General features: G+C 68.4%; 17 protein-coding genes and 1 pseudogene. 11 read left to right on the top strand and 7 right to left on the bottom strand.

Annotated elements, in window-relative coordinates; genetic code table 11:
• The 3 genes from AC3WRR_RS34440 to tldD form a co-directional block, all read left to right on the top strand.
• Nucleotides 1-4,083 (top strand): YhdP family protein (locus AC3WRR_RS34440; RefSeq protein ID WP_492299426.1); only part of this gene is annotated, 4,083 nt, incomplete at its 5' end.
• Nucleotides 4,084-4,100: 17 nt separating this feature from the next.
• Entirely contained in the window at nucleotides 4,101-4,931 is an 831-nt protein-coding gene (locus tag AC3WRR_RS34435) for a carbon-nitrogen hydrolase family protein (protein ID WP_010809059.1), read from the top strand.
• Nucleotides 4,932-5,030: 99 nt separating this feature from the next.
• Complete coding sequence (gene tldD / locus AC3WRR_RS34430; RefSeq protein WP_010809060.1) at nucleotides 5,031-6,491, top strand: metalloprotease TldD; 1,461 nt, start codon at nucleotides 5,031-5,033, stop codon at nucleotides 6,489-6,491.
• A gap of 64 nt (nucleotides 6,492-6,555) precedes the next feature.
• Here the strand turns inward: tldD and AC3WRR_RS34425 are convergent, their stop codons facing one another.
• Nucleotides 6,556-7,617, bottom strand: coding sequence for a class I SAM-dependent methyltransferase (locus tag AC3WRR_RS34425; protein ID WP_010809061.1), 1,062 nt, complete (start codon nucleotides 7,615-7,617; stop codon nucleotides 6,556-6,558).
• Between the two features lie 501 nt (nucleotides 7,618-8,118).
• Between AC3WRR_RS34425 and aroG the strand changes: the two genes are divergently transcribed.
• Entirely contained in the window at nucleotides 8,119-9,198 is a 1,080-nt protein-coding gene (gene aroG, locus AC3WRR_RS34420; protein ID WP_439668675.1) for a 3-deoxy-7-phosphoheptulonate synthase AroG, read from the top strand.
• A 100-nt stretch (nucleotides 9,199-9,298) separates the two neighbouring features.
• Here aroG and AC3WRR_RS34415 read toward each other — a convergent pair whose 3' ends face one another.
• Both AC3WRR_RS34415 and AC3WRR_RS34410 read right to left on the bottom strand, forming a co-directional pair.
• A complete protein-coding gene (locus tag AC3WRR_RS34415) occupies nucleotides 9,299-9,697 on the bottom strand; it encodes a c-type cytochrome (RefSeq protein ID WP_010809063.1) in 399 nt (132 codons plus the stop codon).
• A 10-nt stretch (nucleotides 9,698-9,707) separates the two neighbouring features.
• A complete protein-coding gene (locus AC3WRR_RS34410; RefSeq protein WP_010809064.1) occupies nucleotides 9,708-10,055 on the bottom strand; it encodes a c-type cytochrome in 348 nt (115 codons plus the stop codon).
• A gap of 540 nt (nucleotides 10,056-10,595) precedes the next feature.
• Here AC3WRR_RS34410 and AC3WRR_RS34405 point away from each other — a divergent pair.
• Genes AC3WRR_RS34405 through AC3WRR_RS34395 form a run of 3 tightly spaced genes read left to right on the top strand, consistent with a single transcriptional unit; the run spans nucleotide 10,596 to nucleotide 13,297 of the window.
• Nucleotides 10,596-11,486 (top strand): AAA family ATPase, encoded by an 891-nt coding sequence (locus AC3WRR_RS34405; protein ID WP_010809065.1) that lies wholly within the window; start codon nucleotides 10,596-10,598, stop codon nucleotides 11,484-11,486.
• 13 nt (nucleotides 11,487-11,499) lie between these two features.
• Entirely contained in the window at nucleotides 11,500-12,093 is a 594-nt protein-coding gene (locus tag AC3WRR_RS34400) for a GNAT family N-acetyltransferase (protein ID WP_011614889.1), read from the top strand.
• Nucleotides 12,094-12,121: 28 nt separating this feature from the next.
• Nucleotides 12,122-13,297: a vWA domain-containing protein gene (locus AC3WRR_RS34395; RefSeq protein WP_011614888.1), complete on the top strand. Its 1,176-nt coding sequence runs from the start codon at nucleotides 12,122-12,124 to the stop codon at nucleotides 13,295-13,297.
• A 61-nt stretch (nucleotides 13,298-13,358) separates the two neighbouring features.
• Here the strand turns inward: AC3WRR_RS34395 and AC3WRR_RS34390 are convergent, their stop codons facing one another.
• The 3 genes from AC3WRR_RS34390 to mdlC are packed head-to-tail and all read right to left on the bottom strand — an operon-like array spanning nucleotide 13,359 to nucleotide 17,517.
• Complete coding sequence (locus tag AC3WRR_RS34390; RefSeq protein WP_011614887.1) at nucleotides 13,359-14,348, bottom strand: Bug family tripartite tricarboxylate transporter substrate binding protein; 990 nt, start codon at nucleotides 14,346-14,348, stop codon at nucleotides 13,359-13,361.
• 59 nt (nucleotides 14,349-14,407) lie between these two features.
• The gene (locus AC3WRR_RS34385) at nucleotides 14,408-15,859 is read right to left on the bottom strand and encodes an aldehyde dehydrogenase (RefSeq protein WP_058696933.1); all 1,452 of its coding nucleotides are present in this window, start codon (nucleotides 15,857-15,859) and stop codon (nucleotides 14,408-14,410) included.
• 56 nt (nucleotides 15,860-15,915) lie between these two features.
• Entirely contained in the window at nucleotides 15,916-17,517 is a 1,602-nt protein-coding gene (mdlC, locus tag AC3WRR_RS34380) for a benzoylformate decarboxylase (protein WP_492299423.1), read from the bottom strand.
• A 109-nt stretch (nucleotides 17,518-17,626) separates the two neighbouring features.
• On the opposite strand from mdlC, the gene AC3WRR_RS34375 reads away from it, so the two are divergent.
• Nucleotides 17,627-18,535 (top strand): LysR family transcriptional regulator, encoded by a 909-nt coding sequence (locus AC3WRR_RS34375; protein ID WP_010809071.1) that lies wholly within the window; start codon nucleotides 17,627-17,629, stop codon nucleotides 18,533-18,535.
• Between the two features lie 3 nt (nucleotides 18,536-18,538).
• Here AC3WRR_RS34375 and AC3WRR_RS34370 read toward each other — a convergent pair whose 3' ends face one another.
• On the bottom strand, nucleotides 18,539-19,447 hold the full coding sequence (locus AC3WRR_RS34370) for a LysR substrate-binding domain-containing protein (protein ID WP_010809072.1): 909 nt from the start codon (nucleotides 19,445-19,447) through the stop codon (nucleotides 18,539-18,541).
• Nucleotides 19,448-19,571: 124 nt separating this feature from the next.
• Here AC3WRR_RS34370 and AC3WRR_RS34365 point away from each other — a divergent pair, with 124 nt between their 5' ends.
• From AC3WRR_RS34365 to AC3WRR_RS34355, 3 genes and pseudogenes are all read left to right on the top strand, one after another.
• Entirely contained in the window at nucleotides 19,572-20,558 is a 987-nt protein-coding gene (locus AC3WRR_RS34365) for a tripartite tricarboxylate transporter substrate binding protein BugE (protein ID WP_058696935.1), read from the top strand.
• Nucleotides 20,559-20,573: 15 nt separating this feature from the next.
• Nucleotides 20,574-21,461, top strand: a complete 888-nt coding sequence (locus AC3WRR_RS34360; RefSeq protein ID WP_058696936.1) for an N-formylglutamate amidohydrolase — start codon at nucleotides 20,574-20,576, stop codon at nucleotides 21,459-21,461.
• Nucleotides 21,462-21,710: 249 nt separating this feature from the next.
• A pseudogene (locus AC3WRR_RS34355) lies at nucleotides 21,711-21,849 on the top strand (BspC domain-containing protein); the annotation flags it as partial.

The raw sequence follows: 21,849 nt of genomic DNA, 5'->3' as shown, positions 1-21,849 counted from the left end.
GCCGTGCGCCACCCGTTCTGGCGCGGGCTGGGCCGCGCGCTGGTGCGGCTGGCGCTGGTGCTGGCCGCGCTGGCGCTGGTGGCGGGCCTGCTGATCCGCTTCGTGCTGTGGCCACAGGCGTCCACTGCGCGCCAGTGGCTGGAAGAACGCGGCTCGGTGGCGCTCTCGGCCAAGGTCAGCATCGGCGCGCTCGATACCTACTGGGACGGCTGGCACCCGGCCTTCCGCGCCCGCGGCCTGCGCGCCGTGGACTCCGGACAGCGCGTGCTGCTTGCGGCCGCCACGCTCGACGGCAAGCTGGCGTGGCGCTCGCTGTTCAGCATGAACCTGCAGTTCGTCAGCCTGGGCGCGACCGGCACCGACATCCTGGTGCGGCGCACGCCCGAGGGCCGGCTGCTGGTCGGCGGCATGCTGGTGGACGCGACCGGCGGCCAGCAGGACGACGATCGCTTCCTGGGCTGGCTGATGTCGCAGGGGCGCGTGGCGCTGTCCGACGGCAAGCTGCGCTGGCTGGACGAGAAGGCACGCCTGCCCCAGCTCGATATCGGCGAGATCCGCCTCGACACCCGCCGCGACGGCGCGCGCCACACGGTGACGCTGGAAGCGCGCTCGCCGGCGCTGGGCCCGAGCCCGCTGGTGGTGCAGTCCTCCTTCAGCAACGACTACCTGCACAGCGCCGGCAACTGGCGCTACTGGACCGGGCAGGCCAGCTGGGACCTTGGCCAGCTGCAGCTGCCGGTGCTGCAGCGCTACCTGGCGATGTTCGAGCGCGTCGCCAGCGGCACCTTCAGCACCGACGGCAGCATTGAATTCCGCCAGGGCCGCATCGTGCGCAGCCAGACGCGGCTGCGCGCCAGCGGCGTCGACCTGCAGCTGGCCGGCGCCTCCGCCCCGCTGCGCCTGGCCAATGCGCAGGCCTTCCTGCTACACCGGACCGAGCGCGACGGCAGCAACCTGCTGACCGTCGACACCCTGCTCTGGCAACCCCAGCCCGCCAGCGACGACGAGGGCACCCCCGCCGACAGCACCTGGCGCGAAGGCATGCGCAAGGTCACCCTCGGCTGGGCCTCCGGCAAGGACGGCACCCTGCGCAAGTTCTCGCTCAAGGCGCCCACGCTGGACCTGAACACGCTGCGCGCGGTGTCCAGCTCGATGCCGCTGGACACCGCGGTGCTGCGCCGGCTGCGCGCGCTGCAGCCAGCTGGCCACATCGACAACCTCAACGTGAGCTGGAGCCGCGAGCGCGCCGGCATGCTCGAGCGCGGCGACGGCAAGCTGCGCTACAGCGTGCAGGGCACGCTGCGCGACGTCTCGGTCAACGGCCAGCCGGCCGTGCCCGCGGTGGACGCCAGCGGCCACCCCCGGCTGGGCACGCCTGGCTTTTCGCACCTGTCCGGCACCTTCTCCTTCGATGACCAGCAGGGCAATGCCCGCTTCGAAGGCAACGGCGCGGCACTGGTGCTGCCTGGCCTGTTCGAGGAGCCGCGGCTGCCGTTCGACCAGATCGGCGGCGAAGTGCGCTGGACCCATGCCGGAGGCAAGCTCGCGGTTACGCTGGACGGCGTGCGCTTTGCCAATGCCGATGCGGCCGGCTCGGTGCGCGGCACCTGGCGCGCAGGCGGCGACGGTGTATCCGGCATCGCCGACCTGAGCGGTGAAATGACCCGCGCCCAGGTGGCGCGCGTGCCGCGCTACCTGCCGCTGAGCATTCCGGCCGGCACCCGGCACTACCTGGCCGGTGCGCTGGCGGGTGGCGAAGCTGCCGGCGTGAGCTTCGTGCTGCGCGGCGACCTGGCGCATTTCCCGTTCCATGCCCCGCACGAGAAGGCCGGCGAGTTCCATGTCGAGGTGCCGATCGAACACGTCAGCTACCAGATCGCCCCGCACGAGACCGCCAGCGGCACCACCACCGGCGCGCAGGCGTGGCCAACCTTCACCGACATTTCCGGGCGGGTCGTGTTCGACCGCGGCGGCATGACGTTCCTGGCAAGCCGGGCCACGGTCCACGACATCCCCGGCGTCACGCTGCAGGACGTCAAGGGCCGCATCGATGACCTTGGCCCGCACGGCAAGCTGGTGATCGACGGCGGCGCCAGCGGACCGGTGCAGGGCTTCCTGCGCTACATCAGTGCTTCGCCGGTGCGCGAATGGACCGGGCACGTGGCCGATGCGGCGCAGGCCCACGGCAACGGCGAGCTCAGGCTCAAGCTCGACATGCCGCTGGAACACGCCAATGCCGCCAAGGTGGACGGCCGCTTCCGCTTCCCCGGCAACGATGTCGTGCTCAGCCCGCAGCTGCCGCAACTGGGCCATGCCAACGGCACCATCACATTCAATGAACACGGTTTCGGGCTGGAGAACATGCGGGCCCGCTTCCTCGGTGGCGAGATCCGGCTCGGCGGCGGCACCCAGCCGGACGGCGCCACGCAAGTCACCGCCAGCGGCAGCGTCTCGGCCGCCGGGCTGCGCGAGGCCGCCGCGGGCTCGGCGCTGGCGCCGGTGGCCGCGCGGCTCGAAGGCAGCACCAGCTACAGCGCCGTGATCGCCACGCGCGAGCGCCAGCTGCAGGTGCAGTTGAGCTCCGAACTCAATGGCATGGCGATCGGCCTGCCCGCGCCGCTGGCCAAGGCCGCGGCGCAAGACCTGGCGCTGCGCGCGGACCTGCGCCCGGCCAGCGCCCCGGACCGCGCCGGCACCAGCGAGCTGGTGCTGCAGCTGGGCCATGCGCTGAACGCGCGCTACCTGCTGCGCCGCGACCAGGGCGGCGGCATCGACGTGCTCGCCGGCGCCATCGGCATGCAGCAGGCGCCGCCGCCGCCCGCGGCCGGCGTCAGCGCTGCGGCCACCTTCGACCAGCTCGATATCGATGCATGGCGGGCGGCCTTCGGCGGCGGTGCCGGCAGCGCGGGCCCCGCCGCGGCGCCCTCACCCTTCCTGCCTGGCCGCATTGCGCTGCGCGCGCGCACGCTGCACGCCATGGGCCGCACGCTCGACGAGGTGGTGCTCGACGCCAACCGCGAAGCCGGCGGCTGGAACGCCAGGATCGACTCGCGCCAGGTGGCCGGCGCGGTGCAGTGGCGTCCGGCCGGGCCCTCGGCCACCGGGTCGCTGCAACTGCGCCTGGCGCGCCTGAACGTGCCCGATGCCAGCGACGAGCGCAACGTGGTGGACGCGCTCGCCAGCAGCATCGACGAGCTGCCCGCGATCGACCTGGTGGTCGACCAGTTCATGCTGCGCGGGCACGACTTCGGCAAGCTTGAAGTCAAGGCCCATACCGGCACCAGCTCCGCCGATCCGGTCTGGACCCTGGAAAAGCTGCAGATCGAGCAACCCGGCGCCACCCTGACCGGCAGCGGCAGCTGGCGCGTGCCGCGCCAGCTGCGCGCCGACGCCAATGCCGAGCGCCGCACCCTGTTGTCCTTCAGCATCGACGTGCGCGATGCCGGCGCCACGCTGGAACGGTTGGGGCTGGCGCACACGCTGAGCGACGGCAAGGGCAAGCTCGAAGGCCGCGTGGCCTGGCGCGGCTCGCCGCTGTCGATCGACTACCCGACGCTGTCGGGCAAGCTGTCGCTGGACCTGGAGAATGGCCAGATCCTGAGCGTGGAGCCCGGCGCGGCGCGGCTGCTGGGCGTGCTCAGCCTGCAAGGCCTGCTGCGCTTTGCCATGCTGGACTTCCGCACCCTGTCGGGCCGCGGGCTGGTGTTCGACCGCATTGCCGGCACTGGCACGATCGAGAACGGCGTCGGCACGATCCAGGACTTCGAGCTCAGGAGCCCGCAGATCATCGCCAGCATGAGCGGCACCGCCAACCTGCTGCGCGAGACCCAGGACCTGCGCGTGGATGTGGTGCCACGCATCAACGCCACCTCCACCTCGATCGCGGCCGCCTTTATCAACCCGGTGCTGGGAATCGGCACGCTGGCCGCGCAACTGCTGTTTGCCGACGAGTTCTCCAAGGTGTTCACCCAGCACTACCGCATCACCGGCAGCTGGGCCAACCCGCAGATCGGCAAACTGGAGGACAATAAGGCGCAAGCCCCGACCTTCCAGAACCGCGCGGACCCCGCCCTCCCGCGCTGAGGAAAACAACGCCGCCTATGACTGCAACCGCCGCCTCCGCCCCGTTCCGCGTTGCCGCCGTCCAGACCGTGACCGGCACCTCGCTCGATGCCAACCTGGCGCGCGCCGACGCGCTGATCGCCGAGGCCGCAGCCGGCGGCGCGGCACTGGTGCTGCTGCCCGAATACTTCTGCATGATGGGCCGCTCCGAATCCGACAAGGTGGCCGTGCGCGAGCATGACGGCGACGGCCCGGTGCAGCAGTTCCTGGCCGATGCGGCACGCCGCCACGGCATCTGGCTGGTCGGCGGCACGCTGCCGATGTGGTGCGACGACCCGGCGCGCGTGTACAACACCTCGCTCGCCTTCAACCCGCGCGGCGAGCGCGTGGCGCGCTATGACAAGATCCACCTGTTCGGCTTCACCCGCGGCACTGAAAGCTACGACGAGTCGCGCACCATCCTGGCCGGGCGCACGCCGGTCAGCTTCGACGCGCCCTGCGGCCGGGTGGCGATGTCGGTGTGCTACGACCTGCGCTTCCCCGAGCTTTACCGCGGACTGGCCGCCGGCGACGGCACCAGCTTGATTCTGATGCCGGCCGCCTTCACCTACACCACAGGGCAGGCGCACTGGGAGATCCTGCTGCGCGCCCGCGCCATTGAAAACCAATGCTATGTGCTGGCCGCGGCACAGGGCGGCAAGCATGAGAATGGCCGGCGCACGTGGGGCCATTCGATGCTGGTCGATCCGTGGGGCGAGGTGCTGGCAACGCTGCCTGAGGGCGAAGGCGTGGTCGGCGGCGTGATCGATCCCGCGCGCCTGGCCGAGGTCCGGCAGAACCTGCCGGCACTGCGACACCGGGTGCTGTAGCATGTACGCAATCGCGGCAGCCTTCACCGGCTCCCGCCCGGAGAATTTTTTGCCGCGCCGGCCGCAAGCCGGCGCGTCCCCAGGAAGAAAGGACATCTCATGAACGCCGGCGATCTCGGAATCCGCAACCTGGCCACCGCGCAGCAACTGCTGCTGGCACCGTACGGCCTGGACGAGGCCAAGCTCCAGCGCGTGCTGGCCGATATCTTCACGCACAAGGTCGACTATGCCGACCTGTACTTCCAGTACACCCGCAACGAGGCCTGGAGCCTGGAAGAAGGCATCGTCAAGTCGGGCAGCTTCAGCATCGACCAGGGCGTGGGCGTGCGCGCGGTCTCGGGCGACCGCACCGCCTTCGCCTATTCGGACGACATCAGCCTGGCGGCGCTGTCGCAGGCCGCGGCGGCCACGCGCACCATCGGCCGTGCCGGCAACGGCCGCGTCAAGGTGGCCGGCGAGCTGGCCACGCACGCCGGGCGCAACCTGTACGCGCCCAACGACCCGCTCGACTCCATGAGCGCGGCCGAGAAGGTGGCGCTGCTTGAGCGCGTCGAGCGCATGGCGCGCGCCAAGGATCCGCGCGTGGTGCAGGTGATGGCAGGCCTGGCCGGCGAATACGACGTGGTGCTGGTGGCGCGCAGCGACGGCGTGATCGCCGCCGACGTGCGTCCGCTGGTGCGGGTCTCGGTCACGGTGATCGCCGAACACGGCGGGCGCCGCGAGGTCGGCTCTTCCGGCGGTGGCGGCCGCTATGCCTATGGCTACTTCACCGACGAGCTGCTGCAGAAATATGTTGACGAGGCCGTCTCTTCGGCCCTGGTCAACCTAGACGCGCGCCCGGCCCCGGCCGGCTCGATGACCGTGGTGCTGGGCCCGGGCTGGCCCGGCGTGCTGCTGCATGAAGCCGTCGGCCACGGCCTGGAGGGCGACTTCAACCGCAAGGGCTCGTCGGCCTTTGCCGGCCGCATGGGCGAACGCGTCGCGGCCAAGGGCGTGACCGTGGTCGACGACGGCACGCTGGCCAACCGCCGCGGCTCGCTCAACCTGGACGACGAAGGCAACCCGACCCAGTGCACCACGCTGATCGAGGACGGCATCCTGCGCGGCTATATCCAGGACACGCTCAACGCGCGCCTGATGAAGATGCCGGTCACCGGCAACGCGCGCCGCGAAAGCTATGCCGCGCTGCCGATGCCGCGCATGACCAACACCTACATGCTCAACGGCGACAGGGATCCGCAGGAGATCATCGCCAGCGTCAAGCGCGGCCTGTATGCAGTCAACTTCGGCGGCGGCCAGGTGGACATCACCAACGGCAAGTTCGTGTTCTCGGCGAGCGAGGCCTACATGATCGAGGACGGCAAGATCACCTACCCGGTCAAGGGCGCGACGCTGGTCGGCAACGGCCCGGAATCGCTGAAGGATGTCACCATGATCGGCAACGACATGCGCCTGGACTCGGGCGTCGGCGTGTGCGGCAAGGAAGGCCAGAGCGTGCCGGTGGGCGTGGGCCAGCCGACGCTGCGCATCGAGAACATGACGGTGGGCGGCACCGCCTGACCAGTCCGGCGATGACGAAGACGGGACCCTGCGGGGTTCCGTTTTTCACGGGATCGCCCCGGCCTTACGGCCGCACTTCATACACCAGGTTGAACGGCGTCTGCGCCGCGCGGCGGAAACTGCTGATGCTGAAGCCGGCCTGCTCAACCACTGCGCGCATGCGCGCCTCGCCCGCCTGCGCGCCCAGGCACAGGCCGACTTCCTGCGCGCGCGACGCTGGCGTGCAGATGAAGGTGGACGCGGAATAGAACACCCGGCCCAGCGGGTTCAGGTTCTGCTCCAGCGTGTCGTTGGCAAACGGTTCCACGATCATCCAGGCGCCATCGGCACGCAGGGTCTCGCGCACGTGGCGTGCCGCGCCGACCGGATCGCCCATGTCGTGCAGGCAGTCGAATACCGTCACCAGGTCATAGTCCTTGCCGCCGTAGTCCTTGGCGGTGGCCACTTCGAAGCGCACGCGCTCGGTCATGCCGGCGCGGCGCGCGGCTTCGGCCGCATGGCGCACCGAAGGCTCGTGGTAGTCGAAACCGACAAAGCGCGAGGCCGGATACGCCTGCGCCATGATGATGGTCGACGCGCCGTGGCCGCAGCCCACGTCCGCCACCGATGCGCCCGCCTTGAGCCGCGCCTCCATGCCGTCCAGCGCGGGAATCCATTCCGAAACCAGGTGCGCCGCGTAGCCCGGCCGGAAGAAGCGCTCGGTGCCGTGGAACAGCGCGGGATCGTGCTCGTGCCAGCCCAGCCCGCGGCCGTTGCGGAAGATATCGATCACCTTCGGGATAGCGCGGAACTGCGCCACCGCGATCTGGAACGCGCCCGGGATGAATGCGAGGCTGCCCTCCTGCGCCAGCGCATAGGCCTGCTCTTCGTTCAGGCTGAACTGCCCGGTGGCCGGGTCATAGTCGACGTAGCCGCTGGCCGCCTGTGCCGACAGCCATTCGCGCAGGTAGCGCACGTCTGTATGGGTCTTTGCCGCCAGCACTTCGGCGGTCATTGCTTTTTCCGCCATGGCCTTGTACAGGCCGAGTTCATCGCCCACCACCACGGTCGCGGCATGCATCACCGCGCCGATATCGTTGACGAATTTTTCCATGAAGGCATTCAGCCTCGCTTCATCGACGCTCATGATGCACCTCCCCGTGCTCACTGCTCCCCGGTTCCAATATAGCCCCCGGGTATGTCGGGGAAAGCCGAAAAGCAGTGGCGGGACAAGGCTTGGCAAGGCGCCGGGAGATGCGTACGCCAGCGCACCGCGTGGCCTCGTCGACACTTGCCAATTCTGGCAAAAGGCGCTATAAAGATGCTTCGCGGCGCGACAGGCAACTGACGCACGCCGAAAATTGACCGACCGGCGCGCAATTTCCTGCCTTTCTGCTACGCAGTGCAGCATAAATTCGGCGCTCACGACGATAATCGATTCAAGCTGACCCAAGCCAAAGCCTTTTTCCGCCATGTCCGCTAAGTTTTACTTTTACTTTTTTAGCGATCTCACACCGCTGGCGGATAGGGAGGGACGGCTGTAGGCAGCGCCCCGAATACAAAAAAGACCGCCAGCGACCCTGGCGGTTTTTTTATACCTGTTTGTTTCCCCACCCACTCACGACCTCACAAGAATCCCGGAGCCATCATGCTGAAGAACACCGACGACCTGCGCATTCGCGAACTCAAGGAACTGCTGCCGCCCGCGCACCTGATCCGCGAGTTCGGCTGCTCCGAACAGGCTTCGGACGTGATCTACGGCGCGCGCCAGGCCATGCACCGCATCCTGCACGGCATGGATGACCGCCTGATCGTCATCATCGGCCCGTGCTCGATCCACGATACCCGCGCCGCGCTGGACTACGCCAAGCTGCTCAAGGTCCAGCGCGACCGCTTCGCCGGCGAGCTGGAAGTGGTGATGCGCGTGTACTTCGAGAAGCCGCGCACCACGGTGGGCTGGAAGGGGCTGATCAACGATCCGCACATGGATGGCAGCTTCAAGATCAACGATGGCCTGCGCACCGCGCGCGAACTGCTGCTGAACATCAGCGAGATGGGCGTGCCCACCGGCACCGAGTACCTCGACATGATCAGCCCGCAGTACATCGCCGACCTGGTCAGCTGGGGCGCGATCGGCGCCCGCACCACCGAGTCGCAGGTGCACCGCGAGCTCGCCTCGGGGCTGTCGTGCCCGGTGGGCTTCAAGAACGGCACCGACGGCAACGTCAAGATCGCGGTCGATGCGATCAAGGCCGCGTCGCAGCCGCACCATTTCCTGTCGGTGACCAAGGGCGGCCACTCGGCGATCGTGTCGACCTCGGGCAACGAAGACTGCCATGTGATCCTGCGCGGCGGCAAGGCGCCCAACTACGACGCCGCCAGCGTGCAGGAAGCGTGCGACGCCATCGCCAAGGCCGGCCTGGCCTCGCGCCTGATGATCGATGCCTCGCACGCCAACAGCAGCAAGAAGCATGAGAATCAGATCCCGGTGTGCGAGGAGATCGGCCGCCAGATCGCCGGCGGCGACCAGCGCATCATCGGCGTGATGGTGGAATCGCACCTGGTGGCGGGCCGCCAGGACCACGTTCAGGGCCAGCCGGTCGAGCAGCTGACCTACGGCCAGTCCGTGACCGATGCCTGCATCGGCTGGGACGACTCGGTCAAGGTGCTCGAGGGACTGGCCGAATCGGTGCGCCAGCGCCGGCTGGTGTCGGGCAGCGGCAACTGATAGCGCCGCGGGGCCAGGGCCCCGCGCTCGCGCACACAACAAAAAAGCCGCTTCCAGGGAAGCGGCTTTTTTGCATTGGCGCGGCGGCGGCCGCGCGTTCTTACTTCTTCAGCACCAGGTCGCCAGGCAGCGACTCGATGTAGGCGGCCATGTCCTTCAGCTCCTTGCGGGTGAACGGGCGCGGCTTGCCGTCCTTGTCGGTCACGGCCGGATTGGCGTTGACCTGGCCCGCCATGATGGCATTGGAGCGGCCCACCAGCGGGTTGCCCGACACCTGGTACGACGCCAGCGCGTGGTACAGGTAGTCGGCGTGCTGGCCCGCCAGCTTGGGGTAGTCCGGCGAGATCGGGGCGTTCATGCCCGCGCCGTGGCAGGCCACGCAGGCACCCTTTTCCACCAGCGCCTTGCCGGCGGCAAGGTCGGCGGCCGAGGCCGGCATCGCGGCAGCACCCAGCACGAGTGCGCCGAGCGCGAACGAAAGCGTCTTGAGCGTATTCATGAGGGGTCTCTTACTTGAGGGAATTGTTCTGCGTGCCGGCCTTCTGCTGCGAGTAGTAGGCCGCCACGTTGGCGATGTCCTGCTCGGTCAGCGTCGCGGCGATGCCGCGCATGGTCGGGTGCTTGCGCTCGCCCTTCTGGTAGGCCTTGAGCGCGTTCTCGATGTACTTGGCGCTCTGGCCGCCCAGCAGCGGCACTTCATAGATTTCGGGGAATGACGCACGGTAGCCCGGAATGCCGTGGCAGCCGATGCACATTGCAACCTTGTCCTTGGCAGCGTCTCCATTGCCCTTGACTTCCTGTGCCTGCGCAGCCGTTGCAGCCGCGCCCAGCACCACCATCGTGAGGAGCTTTTTCATTGTCTTTGCGGATTGGAAGTTAAACCGTGTGACCTGCCCTGCCGGGCGGAGACGGTTTCAGAATGCTGCTGCGGGGAAAACCAGGGCAGCCGGAGGGATTGCCGAGGTGCAACCCGCCAGACATGTCGCATCCGGTCTGTTGCCGGGATGTGGAACACCATTCTGGAACCACCTCTCGCAATCGCCGCGACCCGGAAGGGCCGCTGGGACTTCTGAACGCGGACTGCCGGATGCTGGGAGAACTGGACGTGGGGGCGCGTCAAACCGCCGCATTGTACCGCAGCCGGCACCTGCCAGTCCAGCAACCGGCCCGGGCCGCCGGCGGCCTGTCAGCGCGCCCCAACACGAACCGCAAAGGTCTTTTATACTGGCTGATCCCGGGAATCTGCACGACCGTTCGCGAATGCTGCCGCCAGCAGCGCGCGGGCGCCCTGCACCGGACCCCGTTTCCATAATGAAAGCGCGCATGACAGCGCGAAGAGACCGCGCCAAGCACGCCAACCCGGCCCTCGATCCGAGGCCGTCACCTCAGGTTGCCTCATGTCAAACATCGCCAACGCTTCCGCCCAAGCTTCCATCGCCCAGCAGGCCCGTTTCGAGGGCACCGACCAGTATGTCGCCACCGACGACCTCAAGCTGGCCGTCAATGCCGCGCGCACGCTGCAGCGCCCGCTGCTGATCAAGGGTGAACCCGGCACCGGCAAGACCATGCTGGCCGAGGAAGTCGCCGCCGCGCTGGGCATGCCGCTGCTGCAGTGGCATATCAAGTCGACCACCAAGGCGCAGCAGGGCCTGTACGAGTACGACGCGGTGTCGCGCCTGCGCGACTCGCAGCTGGGCGACGACCGCGTCCACGACATCCGCAACTACATCGTCAAGGGCGTGCTGTGGCAGGCCTTTGAAGCCGACGAGCAGGTCGTGCTGCTGATCGACGAGATCGACAAGGCCGACATCGAATTCCCCAACGACCTGCTGCGCGAACTCGACCGCATGGAGTTCTACGTCTACGAGACGCGCGAACTGGTCAAGGCGAAGCACCGCCCGCTGGTGATCATCACCTCGAACAACGAGAAGGAGCTGCCCGACGCCTTCCTGCGCCGCTGCTTCTTCCACTACATCAAGTTCCCCGACGCCGACACCATGCAGCAGATCGTCGACGTGCACTACCCCGGCATCAAGCGCGAGCTGGTGGCGGCCGCGCTGGAATCGTTCTACGAGATGCGCAACCTGCCGGGCCTGAAGAAGAAGCCGTCCACGTCCGAACTGATCGACTGGCTCAAGCTGCTGATGGCCGAGGACATCCCGCCCGAGGCGCTGAAGAGCCCGGACAAGAAGGCCGCGATCCCGCCGCTGCATGGCGCGCTGCTGAAGAACGAGCAGGACGTGCACCTGTTCGAGCGCCTGGTGTTCATGAACCGCGCCAACCGCTGAGGCATTGCCCGCCATGACTGCGTTCGTCAAACCCGTCACGCTGGTGGGCCGGCACGTCACGCTGGAGCCGCTGCGCGCCGAGCATGCCGAGGGCCTGCGCAACGCCTGCGCCGACGGCGAGCTGTGGAAGCTCTGGTACACCAGCGTGCCCGCGCCCGAGCGCATGGAGGCCGAGATCGCGCGGCGCCTGGCGCTGCAGGAACAGGGCTCGATGCTGCCGTTCGCGGTGCGCGATGCCGCCGGCGAGCTGGCGGGCATGACCACCTACATGAATATCGACGCGACCAACCGGCGTGTGGAGATCGGCTCCACCTGGTATGCGCGCCGCGTCCAGCGCACGCCGCTGAACACGGAATGCAAGCTGATGCTGCTGGGCCATGCCTTCGACCATCTCGACTGCATCGCCGTGGAGTTCCGCACGCACTGGATGAACCAGCAGAGCCGCGCCGCCATCGCGCGCCTGGGCGCCAGGCAGGACGGCGTGCTGCGCAACCACCAGCGCATGCCGGACGGCTCGTTGCGCGACACCGTGGTGTTCTCGATCATCGCCAGCGAATGGCCGGCCGTGCGTCAACACCTGCAATTCCAGCTCGACCGTCCGCGCTGAAGCGGCCGCCGACTGATAGCGAGGCATCATGCTGATCGATTTCTTCTTCTCGCTGCGCCACGCCAAGCTGCCGGTCTCGGTCAAGGAATACCTGACCATGCTGGAAGCGCTCAAGGCGCAGGTCATCTCGCCGTCCATCGACGAGTTCTACTACCTGTCGCGCATGACGCTGGTCAAGGACGAGAAGCACTTCGACAAGTTCGACCAGACCTTCGCCGCCTACTTCAAGGGCGTCGAGAGCCTGGTCGACTGGAAGTCCGACATCCCGCTCGACTGGCTGCAGAAGACGCTGGAGCGCGAACTCTCGCCCGAGGAAAAAGCCAAGATCGAGGCCATGGGCGGCCTCGACAAGCTGATGGAGCGCCTCAAGCAGCTGCTCGAGGAGCAGAAGGAAAAGCACGAGGGCGGCAACAAGTGGATCGGCACCGGCGGCACCTCGCCGTTCGGCCACGGCGGCTACAACCCCGAGGGCGTCCGCATCGGCGGCCCGTCCAAGGGCAACCGCACCGCGATCAAGGTGTGGGAGACACGCGCCTACAAGGACTATGACGACCAGGTCGAACTGGGCACGCGCAATATCAAGGTGGCGCTGCGCCGGCTGCGCCGCTTTGCGCGCGAAGGCGCCGACACCGAGCTGGACCTGGACGACACCATCCACTCCACCGCGGCCAACGCCGGCCTGCTCGACATCAAGCTGCGGCCCGAGCGCCACAACAAGGTCAAGGTGCTGATGCTGATGGACGTGGGCGGCTCGATGGACGACCACATCAAGCGCGTGGAAGAGCTGTTCTCGGCCACCAAGACCGAGTTCAAGCACCTGGAGTACTACTACTTCCACAATTGCCTGTACGACTACGTGTGGAAGAACAACCGCCGCCGCCACGCCGAGAAGCTGGCCACGTGGGACCTGCTGCACAAGTACACGCCCGACTACAAGATCATCTTCGTCGGCGACGCCACCATGAGCCCGTACGAGATCCTGCAGCCGGGCGGCTCGGTGGAGTACAACAACACCGAAGCCGGCGCGGTCTGGCTGAACCGGATGACCGAGCAGTTCCCGCACTTCGTCTGGCTCAACCCCGAGCCGGAAGGGCTGTGGCAGTACCGGCAGTCGATCACGGTCATCAACCAGCTGATGAAGGGACGGATGTATCCGGTGACGCTGGCCGGGCTGGAACAGGCGATGAAGGTGTTGTCGAAGTAAGGCAGCGCTGGCTGCTGAAGCGCGTAAGTGGCGGCATCGACATGCCGCCTTTTTTCATGGGTCAGTCCACGGTGATGCCCGCCTGCCGGATGAACCTGCCATAGCGCGCGCGATCCACGTTCTGCCGCTCGGCAAACGCCTGGATGCTCAGCGGCGCCACGGCGCCGCCCAGCTTGTTGACGTTTTCCTGCAGCTGCGCGCCGGCGAGCGTGCGGTTGATCTCGCGGTTCATGCGCTCGACGATGGCCGGCGGCGTGCCGGCGGGCGCATAGACGCCGAAGGTCGAGTCGCCGTCCACGTCCTGCAGGCCGGCCTCGGCCAGCGTCGGCACGTCCGGGTATTGCGCCGCGCGCTTGGCGCTGGCCACCGCCAGCAGCCTGAGCTTGCCGCTGGCCACGTGCTGCAGGCCGGGGCCGGGATCGAACATGAACTGCACCTGCCCTGCCAGCAGGTCGCTCAGGGCCGGGGCCGCGCCCTTGTACGGCACGTGCACGGCGTCCAGCTTGCCGGCGCGTTTGAACATCTCGGCAGCGATATGCGGCGTGCTGCCGTTGCCGGCCGAGCCGTAGCTAAGCCTGCCCGGATGCTCGCGCACATAGGCGATGAACGCTTCCAGCGTCTTCGCCGGCACCGACGGATGCACCAGCAGGTAGACCCGCACCAGCGCCACCGACGCGACCGGGGTCAGATCCTTGATCGGATCGTACGGCATCTTCTTGTAGAGGAAGGGATCGATCGCCACCGCGCCGCCCGAGGTCAGCAGGAAGGTATAGCCATCGGCCGGCGCCTTGGCCACGGCATCGCCGCCGACGATGCCGTTGGCGCCGGGGCGGTTGTCGATCACCACCGGACGCTTCAGCGCCTCGGACAGACCGGGCGAGATGCCGCGCGCCAGCGTATCCGCGGCCCCGCCGGCCGGGAAGTTGACGACCAGCCGGATCGGCTTGTCCGGCCACGGCTGCGCGGCGGCCGGCGCGCTCACGCCAGCCAGCAGGCCCGGCGCGCACAGTGCGGCGCAAAGGGCGCGCGCGATACGGTGGGGGAATCGCATGATGGTTGTCTCCTGCCTTAGGTTTTGCTGCAGCCTGCCGCAGCGCTCTGCGGCGCCACTCAGAACGGATATTGCCGTGGCGTGGTCTGCACCGTGATCCAGCGCAGCTCGGTGAAGGCATCGATCCCGGCCTTGCCGCCGAAGCGGCCATAACCACTCGCCTTCACGCCGCCGAACGGCATCTGCGCCTCGTCGTGCACGGTCGGGCCGTTGACGTGGCAGATGCCCGATTCGATGCGGCCGGCGACCCGCATCGCGCGCGCCACATCGCCGCCGAACACGGCCGCCGACAGCCCATAGGCCGAATCATTGGCGCAGGCAATGGCCGCTTCCACGCCATCCACGCGCACCACGGCCTTGACCGGCCCGAACGATTCCTCGCGATAGATCTCCATGTCCGGCGTCACGTAATCCAGCACCGTGGCCCGCATCAGCGTGTCGGCCGCCTTGCCGCCGCAGACCAGCCGCGCGCCCTTGGCCAGCGCGTCGTCGATCATGGCGTTGCAGCGCTCGACGGTGCTCATGTCGACCACCGAGCCCAGCACCGCCGGGCCGGTGCGCGGATCCGCCAGCGGCAAGGCGCCGGCGCGCGCGGCAAAGCGTGCCACGAAGGCGTCCGCGATGCTGGCATCCACCACGATGCGCTCGGTGGACATGCAGATCTGGCCCGAGTTGGCGAAGGCGCCGAAGATGGCACCGTCCACCGCGGTGTCCAGGTCGGCATCGTCCAGCACCACCAGCGGCGCCTTGCCGCCCAGTTCCAGCACCGCGGGCTTCAGGTGGCGCGCGCAGGCCTGCGCGATCAGCCGCCCCACGCGCGTGGAGCCGGTGAAGTTGATGCGGCGCACTGCCGGGTGGGCGATGATGGTCTCGACCACGGCGGCGGCATCGGCCGGGGCGTTGGTGACAAAGTTGACCACTCCCGCCGGGAAGCCCGCCTCCGCCAGCGCATCGACGATCAGGCCATGCGTGGCCGGACAGATCTCCGAACCCTTCAGGATGACCGTATTGCCGCACGCCAGCGCCGTGGCCACGGCGCGCACGCCCAGGATCACCGGTGCGTTCCACGGCGCGATGCCCAGCACCACGCCCGCGCCCTGCCGCACCGCCATGGCCAGGCTGCCCGGCACGTCGGAGGGAATCACCTCGCCGTTGATCTGCGTGGTCAGCGCAGCGGCCTCCTGCAGCATGCCGACGGCAAGTTGCACATTGAAGCCGGCCCACATCGCCGACGCACCGGTCTCTGCCGCCATCGCGGCGGTGAGCGCCCCGGCCTTGCCTTCAAGTGCCTGCGCCGCGCGCATGAGCAAGGCGCGCCGTTCGCCCGGCCCGGTGTCGCGCCAGGCCGGGAAGGCGCGCGCGGCAGCGTCGGCAGCGGCCAGCGCATCGGCGGCGGTGGCTGCCGGCGCCCGCGTGGCCACGCTGTGGTCAAGCGGGTTGCGGCGCTCGAAGGTGGCACCGTTGGCGGCCTGCGTGCGCTCGCCGTTGATCAGCATGGTGATGCTTTGCATCCTGGAGTCTCCTGGAAGGGCTACTTCGTCTGTCGTCTGTCGTCTGGCGCCGCGGCTCAGGCCACCTCGATCTCCACCACGGTCGGCACACGCATCCGCAGGGCTGTCGCCAGCGCTTCGCGCAATGCGGCAGGATGAACCACTCGCGCCGCCTCGCAACCATGCCCGAGCGCAATCGACACGAAATCCAGATCGGGCAAGGCCGTGCCGACCAGCGGATCATCGCTGCCAAAGCCGAAGGTCGGCGCAAACTCCTGCAGGGCGCCGTAGCGCCGGTTGTTGAGCACAATGAACGTGATCGGCAGGCCCAGTTGCGCGGCGCTCCACAGCGCCTGGATCGAATACATGCTGGAGCCGTCGCCGACCAGGCCGATCACCTTGCGCCCCGGCTTGCCCAGCGCGACGCCCACTGCCGCGGGCAGGCCGTAGCCAAGCCCGCCGCTGCACATCGTATAGAAGGTCTCGCTGCGCAGGATGGGCAGGTGGCGATGCATCACCGGGCGCGCGCTGGGCGCTTCCTCGACCACGATGGAATCAGGGTCGCGCAGCTCCGCCAGCGTCTGCAGGACATAGGCGACGCTCATCGGCATGCCGGGCTCGGCGCGCGGTGCCGGCACGCGCGGGCGCGGGGCTTCGCGCCGCGGCGGCGCCGGGCGCGCCAGCAGGTCGGCCACGCCCTGACGGATGCTGCCGACTGCGGCAGTGCCCACCGGGGCCCATGCGGCGATATTCGGATCGTCGATCAGCTGCACCACCTGCGCCCCGGGCGGCGCATGGGGGCCACCCCCCTCGACGTGATAGGTGAAGGCTGCCGCCCCCAGCGCGAACACAAGGTCGTGGCCCGTGAGCAGCCCGACGATCTTCTCGCGCATCGCCGGCAGGAAGCCGGCAAACAGCGGATGGTCTTCCGGAAAGCCGCAGCGCCCCGACATCGGCGCCACCCACACCGCCGCCTGGTGCCGTTCCGCCAGCCGCACCACATCGTCCCAGGCGCCATCGCGGTCCACGGCCGCGCCCACCACGAACGCCGGCCGGCGGCTGGCATCGAGAGCGTCGCCGATCTGCGCCAGCAGTGCCGGCTGCACGCGGCTTTCAGTGCTGACCGTGCGCGGCAGCACCGGCTCGCACGGCCGGGCCCAGTCATCGGCGGGAATCGAGATCAGCACCGGCCCGCGCGGCGGCTGCATGGCGATGTAGTAGCCGCGCGCAATCGCCAGCGGCACGTCTTCGGCCCGCGCCGGCTCGCAACTCCACTTCACGTAGGGCTTGGGCAGCTCGGTGGCCTGGGCCGAGAACAGGAAGGGTTCGAACGGCAGGATCGAGCGCGCCTGCTGCCCGGCAGTGATCACCATCGGGGTGCGGTTCTTGTGGGCGGTGAAGATGCTGCCCATGGCATGGCCGACACCGGCCGCCGAGTGCAGGTTGACGAAGGCCGCATTGCGGGTGGCCTGGGCATAGCCATCGGCCATGCCCACCACCACGGACTCCTGCAGGCCGAGGATGTAGCGGAAGTCGTCGGGAAAATCGAGGAACAGCGGCAGCTCGGTCGAGCCGGGATTGCCGAAGATGGTGGTCATGCCGAACGCGCGCAGCAGGTCCAGCACAGCGGTGCGCACGGTCGTGGGAGTGGCGGCGGCAGGCGTGGCGGAAATGGCCATGGTCGTGGAGGCTCCAGTGCGGAATCAGTGACAAAGCTTGCGGACCAGTATGGACAATCAGGCCTTGCCCAGAAATTGCCGTTTTGGGGCAAAGTCATTACGATTCGGCATGACCCTCGATCTGCGCCAGCTCCTTGCCTTCCTTGCGGTGTGCGAACACGGCAGCCTGGGCCGCGCCGCCGCACAGCTGAACCTCACCCAGCCGGCACTGAGCCGCACCATCCAGCGGCTGGAAGCCCAGCTGGACGCGCCACTGTTCGAACGCTATGCCACCGGCATGGTGCTGACGGCCTACGGCGAGGCCCTGCTGCCGCACGCCAACCTCTTGCGCCACGAGGCCGAGCACGCCACCGAGGCCGTGCGCGCGCTGCGCGGGCTGGCCGCCGGCACCATCCGCGTGGGCACCGTCGCCAGCGTGGCCAGCGTGGTGCTGCCGGAGGCGATCGAGGCGGTGCTGGCACGCTGGCCTGGGCTGCGCGTGCGCATTGTCGAAGGGGTGGGAGATTTCCTGGCCGATGCGCTGCTGCGCCGCGAGATCGACCTGGCCATCGGCATCGCCCTGCCGGAGAACGAGGAAATCTGCGCCGTGGCGGATGTTGGCTGGAGCGACAGCAGCTTCGTGGTCGCCGCCGCCGGACATCCGCTGACGGGCAGGACGGCGCTGCGGCTGGCGGATACCGCCGCTTGCCGCTGGGTCATGCCGCCGCGCGGCACGGCGCCCTTCGACGAACTGCAGCGGCTGTTTGCGCGCGCCGGGCTGCCGCCGCCGGACATCGTCGCCGAAACCCGCTCGATCATTGCGCTCAAGGCGCTGGTGGCACGCGCGGGCTTCCTCAGCTGGATGGCTGCGCCGATGTACGAGGCCGAGCAAAAGGCCGGCATGATCCTGCCGCTGCCCATTGAAGGCGCCCAGGCGCCGCGCCGGCTGGCGGTGTACCGGCGCCGCCAGGGCATCCTGCCGGCGCCGGCGGCGAAGCTGCTGGAGCAGTTGCGCCGGTTGACATCGGACGTGGGCTGAACGTCAGGTGGGCCGCGCCAGGTCGGCCCCTTCCATCACCCATGCGCGGAACGTGCGCAGCGCCGGCAGGTGCTGCTTCTGCTCCGGATAGCACAGGTAATAGCCCTTCTTGGCCAGCACCTGGGCCGGATGCGCCACCACCAGCGCCCCGGTGGCCAGCTCTTCCTCGATCAGGCAGCGCGGGATCAGCGCGATGCCCAGACCCGAAAGCGCGGCCTGCGTGAGCAGCGAGAACTGGTCGAAGCGCGCGCCGCTCCAGGCCTCGCGGGTTGGCACCCCCAGCGTGGCGAACCAGTCGGGCCAGGCTTCGGGCACGGTGGTGTGGTGCAGCAGCGGATAGCGCAGCAAGGCAGCGGGCGTGGGCGCAACGCCGCCGGGCTCGGACGCCAGCAGGCCCGGACGGCACACCGGCAGCACCTCGCGCCCGGTCATGTAGTCGGCCAGGCTGCCGGGCCAGACGCCGTCGCCGAAGCGGATCGCGGCGTCCAGGTCCGGCTCGGAAAAATCGTAGCCCTGCGCGTGCGGCACGAATTCGAGCTTCACCTCCGGATGGCGCGCGAAAAACTGCGGCAGGCGCGGGATCAGCCACTTGGCGCCCAGCGTCGGCATGCTGGCGATATGCAGCACGCCGCCCCGCCCCTGCCGCGCCATCAGCTCGACGGTGGCGGCCTCCAGCTCGTTCAGGCTGGGGCCGATGCGCTCCAGGTAGCGCTCGCCCGCGGTGGTCAGCATCAGGCGCTGGCGCACGCGCTGGAACAGCTCCACGCCCAGGTAAGCCTCCAGGCTGCGCACCTGCTTGCTGACCGCGCCTTGCGTGACATGCAGTTCACGCGCGGCTACGGTAAAACTGTTATGGCGTGCCGCGGCCTCAAAGGCCTGCAACTCGGTCAGCGACGGACATAAGCGTCGCATAAATCACCTCTAATTCACGACCAAATGGAATGAGCTAAGGATTTTATTTCGTTTGCGGCGCGCTTGCCCGGGCGCGCAGAATCGTGAAATCCACTTTATTCCTCCCCTCGCCCTGGATCCCCCCATGCAACGTCGCCATCTTCTCCGCCTCCTGGCCGCCGCTTCGGCCGCCGCCGCTGCCGGCATCTCCTTCAGCGCCATGGCCCAGGCCGGCTATCCGACCAAGCCGATCACGCTGGTGGTGCCCTTCCCCGCCGGCGGCACCACGGACATCGTCGCGCGCATCGTCGCCGACAAGCTCGGCCAGCAACTGGGCCAGGCCGTGGTGGTGGACAACCGCGGCGGCGCCGGCGGCAGCATCGGCACCGCTTTCCTGTCCAAGGCGGCGCCGGACGGCTACACGCTGGGCATTGCCACGGCCTCGACCCATGGCATCAATCCGGCGGTCTACCCGCGCCTGTCCTACGATGCAACCAAGGACTTCACAACCATCACCAACCTGGCCTCGGTGCCCAACGTGATGAGCATCAACCCGGCGGTCAAGGCCACCGACATGAAGTCCTTCATCGCGCTGGCGCAGTCGCAGCCCAACAAGCTGGCCTATGGCTCGGCGGGCAACGGCAGCGTCTCGCACATGATGGGGGAACTGTTCAAGATGAGCAGCAAGACCGAACTGCTGCACGTGCCCTACAAGGGCGTGGGCCCGGCGCTGAACGACGCGCTGGCCGGCCAGGTGCAGGTGCTGTTCGACAACCTGCCGTCGTCGCTGCCGTTCATTGAAGGCGGCAAGCTGCGTGCGCTCGCCGTGGCAGCGCCCAAGCGCGTGGCCGCGCTGCCCAACGTGCCGACCTTCGCCGAGCTGGGCCTGGGCGAAGTCAACGACGCCGCCTGGTTTGGCCTGATCGCGCCGGCCAACCTGCCGGCGGATATCCAGACCAGGCTCCACACCGCCGCGGTCAAGGTGCTGGCACTGCCGGAAGTGAAGGCCAAGCTCGAGAAGCTGGGCGCGACCCCGGTAGGCGATACGCCGGCGCACTTTGCCGCCCAGATCAAGAGCGAAGTGGCCAAGAACAAGCGCGTGGCCGCCGCCGCCAGGATCTCGCTCGACTGACTTTACGGCAACACCATGACCGACACCGACCGAACCACCGCGGACAGTCCGTTCTACCTGTACCAGCCCGAGGGCGAGCCCGCGGCGCTGTTCCTGGACTCGCCGCACAGCGCGACGACCTACCCGACGGACTTCCGCCCCGACCCCGCGCTGCCGCTGCCGCTGCTGCGCCAGGCCGAAGACACCTTTGTCGACGAGCTCTACGCCGGCGCCCCGGCGCGCGGCATCGCGCTGCTGTGCGCGGGCTTCCCGCGCAGCTACCTGGACGCCAACCGCGCGCTGGAAGAAATCGACGAAGCCCTGCTCGACGCACCCTGGCCCGGCACCAGGCAGGAGACCGCCAAGACCCGGCTGGGCAAGGGCCTGGTCTGGCGCGTGCTGGACACCGGCGAGGCCATCTACGACCGCAAGCTGAGCGTGGAAGAAGTGCAGGCGCGCATCAACCGCTGCTACCTGCCCTATTACGCGCAGCTGCAGAAGCTGGCCGACCGCGCCGTCGCCAGCCACGGCAGCGCCTGGCATATCAACTGCCATTCGATGCCGAGCCACGCCGCGCCATTCGCCACCGAGTTCCCGGGGCTGGAGCATCCGGATTTCGTGGTGGGCGACCGCGACGGCACCACCTGCGACAAGCGCTTCACCGACCGGGTCGAGGGCGTGCTCAAGGAAATGGGCTACGACGTCTGGCGCAACCACCCGTACAAGGGCGTGGAGATCGTGCGCGTGGTGGGCCAGCCCCAGGCCGGCTGCCACAGCCTGCAGCTGGAGGTCAACCGCAAGCTCTACATGGACGAGGTGGGCCTGACGCATACCGCGGGCTTTGCCAGGCTGCGCCATGACCTGAACCTGCTGCTCGACGAACTGCTGCGCTTTACGCGCTCGATGCCGTCGCGCGTGGCCTGACCCGGGCCGGGGCTGCGCCACGCAGCCCCGCACAAGCTGCGGGTTCACCGCAGTTGTGCGAAACAGGGGATTCCTGCTAGAGCACAAGTCACTTGTTGCACGACATCATGCGTTAGAAGAATGGGTAACAAGATTTAGGAACTTTGTCAGATAGGTTTCCTCTATCATGGCATTCCTTTGCGAACCCATCTTGCCTGCCGGCCCTACGGCGCCGCGGGCAAACCCAAGAACGCACACACCGCTCACACCGTGATCCGACGAATCTCCGAACTGCTCGGCAGCCAGCTCCGCATGGTGGCTGCCGCAGTGGCCGGTGCGATCGCGCTGGCAGGCTGCGCCAATATGCCGGCCGAAGATGCCAGCGCCGGCCCGGCACCTGCCCCGGCAC

The sequence above is a fragment of the Cupriavidus sp. FW305-3-2-15-C-LB2 genome (assembly GCF_058787575.1).
Note: the sequence above shows the minus strand (reverse complement) of the source record. Positions and strands in the feature narration are given on the sequence as shown.

Coding starts and splice junctions, on each gene's coding strand:
- tldD (WP_010809060.1), top strand. CDS start 5,031: ATGAACGCCGGCGATCTCGGAATCCGCAACCTGGCCACCGCGCAGCAA.
- AC3WRR_RS34415 (WP_010809063.1), bottom strand. CDS start 9,697: ATGAATACGCTCAAGACGCTTTCGTTCGCGCTCGGCGCACTCGTGCTG.
- AC3WRR_RS34370 (WP_010809072.1), bottom strand. CDS start 19,447: ATGCGACGCTTATGTCCGTCGCTGACCGAGTTGCAGGCCTTTGAGGCC.
- AC3WRR_RS34410 (WP_010809064.1), bottom strand. CDS start 10,055: ATGAAAAAGCTCCTCACGATGGTGGTGCTGGGCGCGGCTGCAACGGCT.
- aroG (WP_439668675.1), top strand. CDS start 8,119: ATGCTGAAGAACACCGACGACCTGCGCATTCGCGAACTCAAGGAACTG.
- AC3WRR_RS34435 (WP_010809059.1), top strand. CDS start 4,101: ATGACTGCAACCGCCGCCTCCGCCCCGTTCCGCGTTGCCGCCGTCCAG.
- AC3WRR_RS34360 (WP_058696936.1), top strand. CDS start 20,574: ATGACCGACACCGACCGAACCACCGCGGACAGTCCGTTCTACCTGTAC.
- AC3WRR_RS34385 (WP_058696933.1), bottom strand. CDS start 15,859: ATGCAAAGCATCACCATGCTGATCAACGGCGAGCGCACGCAGGCCGCC.
- AC3WRR_RS34365 (WP_058696935.1), top strand. CDS start 19,572: ATGCAACGTCGCCATCTTCTCCGCCTCCTGGCCGCCGCTTCGGCCGCC.
- AC3WRR_RS34375 (WP_010809071.1), top strand. CDS start 17,627: ATGACCCTCGATCTGCGCCAGCTCCTTGCCTTCCTTGCGGTGTGCGAA.
- AC3WRR_RS34395 (WP_011614888.1), top strand. CDS start 12,122: ATGCTGATCGATTTCTTCTTCTCGCTGCGCCACGCCAAGCTGCCGGTC.
- mdlC (WP_492299423.1), bottom strand. CDS start 17,517: ATGGCCATTTCCGCCACGCCTGCCGCCGCCACTCCCACGACCGTGCGC.
- AC3WRR_RS34405 (WP_010809065.1), top strand. CDS start 10,596: ATGTCAAACATCGCCAACGCTTCCGCCCAAGCTTCCATCGCCCAGCAG.
- AC3WRR_RS34390 (WP_011614887.1), bottom strand. CDS start 14,348: ATGCGATTCCCCCACCGTATCGCGCGCGCCCTTTGCGCCGCACTGTGC.
- AC3WRR_RS34425 (WP_010809061.1), bottom strand. CDS start 7,617: ATGAGCGTCGATGAAGCGAGGCTGAATGCCTTCATGGAAAAATTCGTC.
- AC3WRR_RS34400 (WP_011614889.1), top strand. CDS start 11,500: ATGACTGCGTTCGTCAAACCCGTCACGCTGGTGGGCCGGCACGTCACG.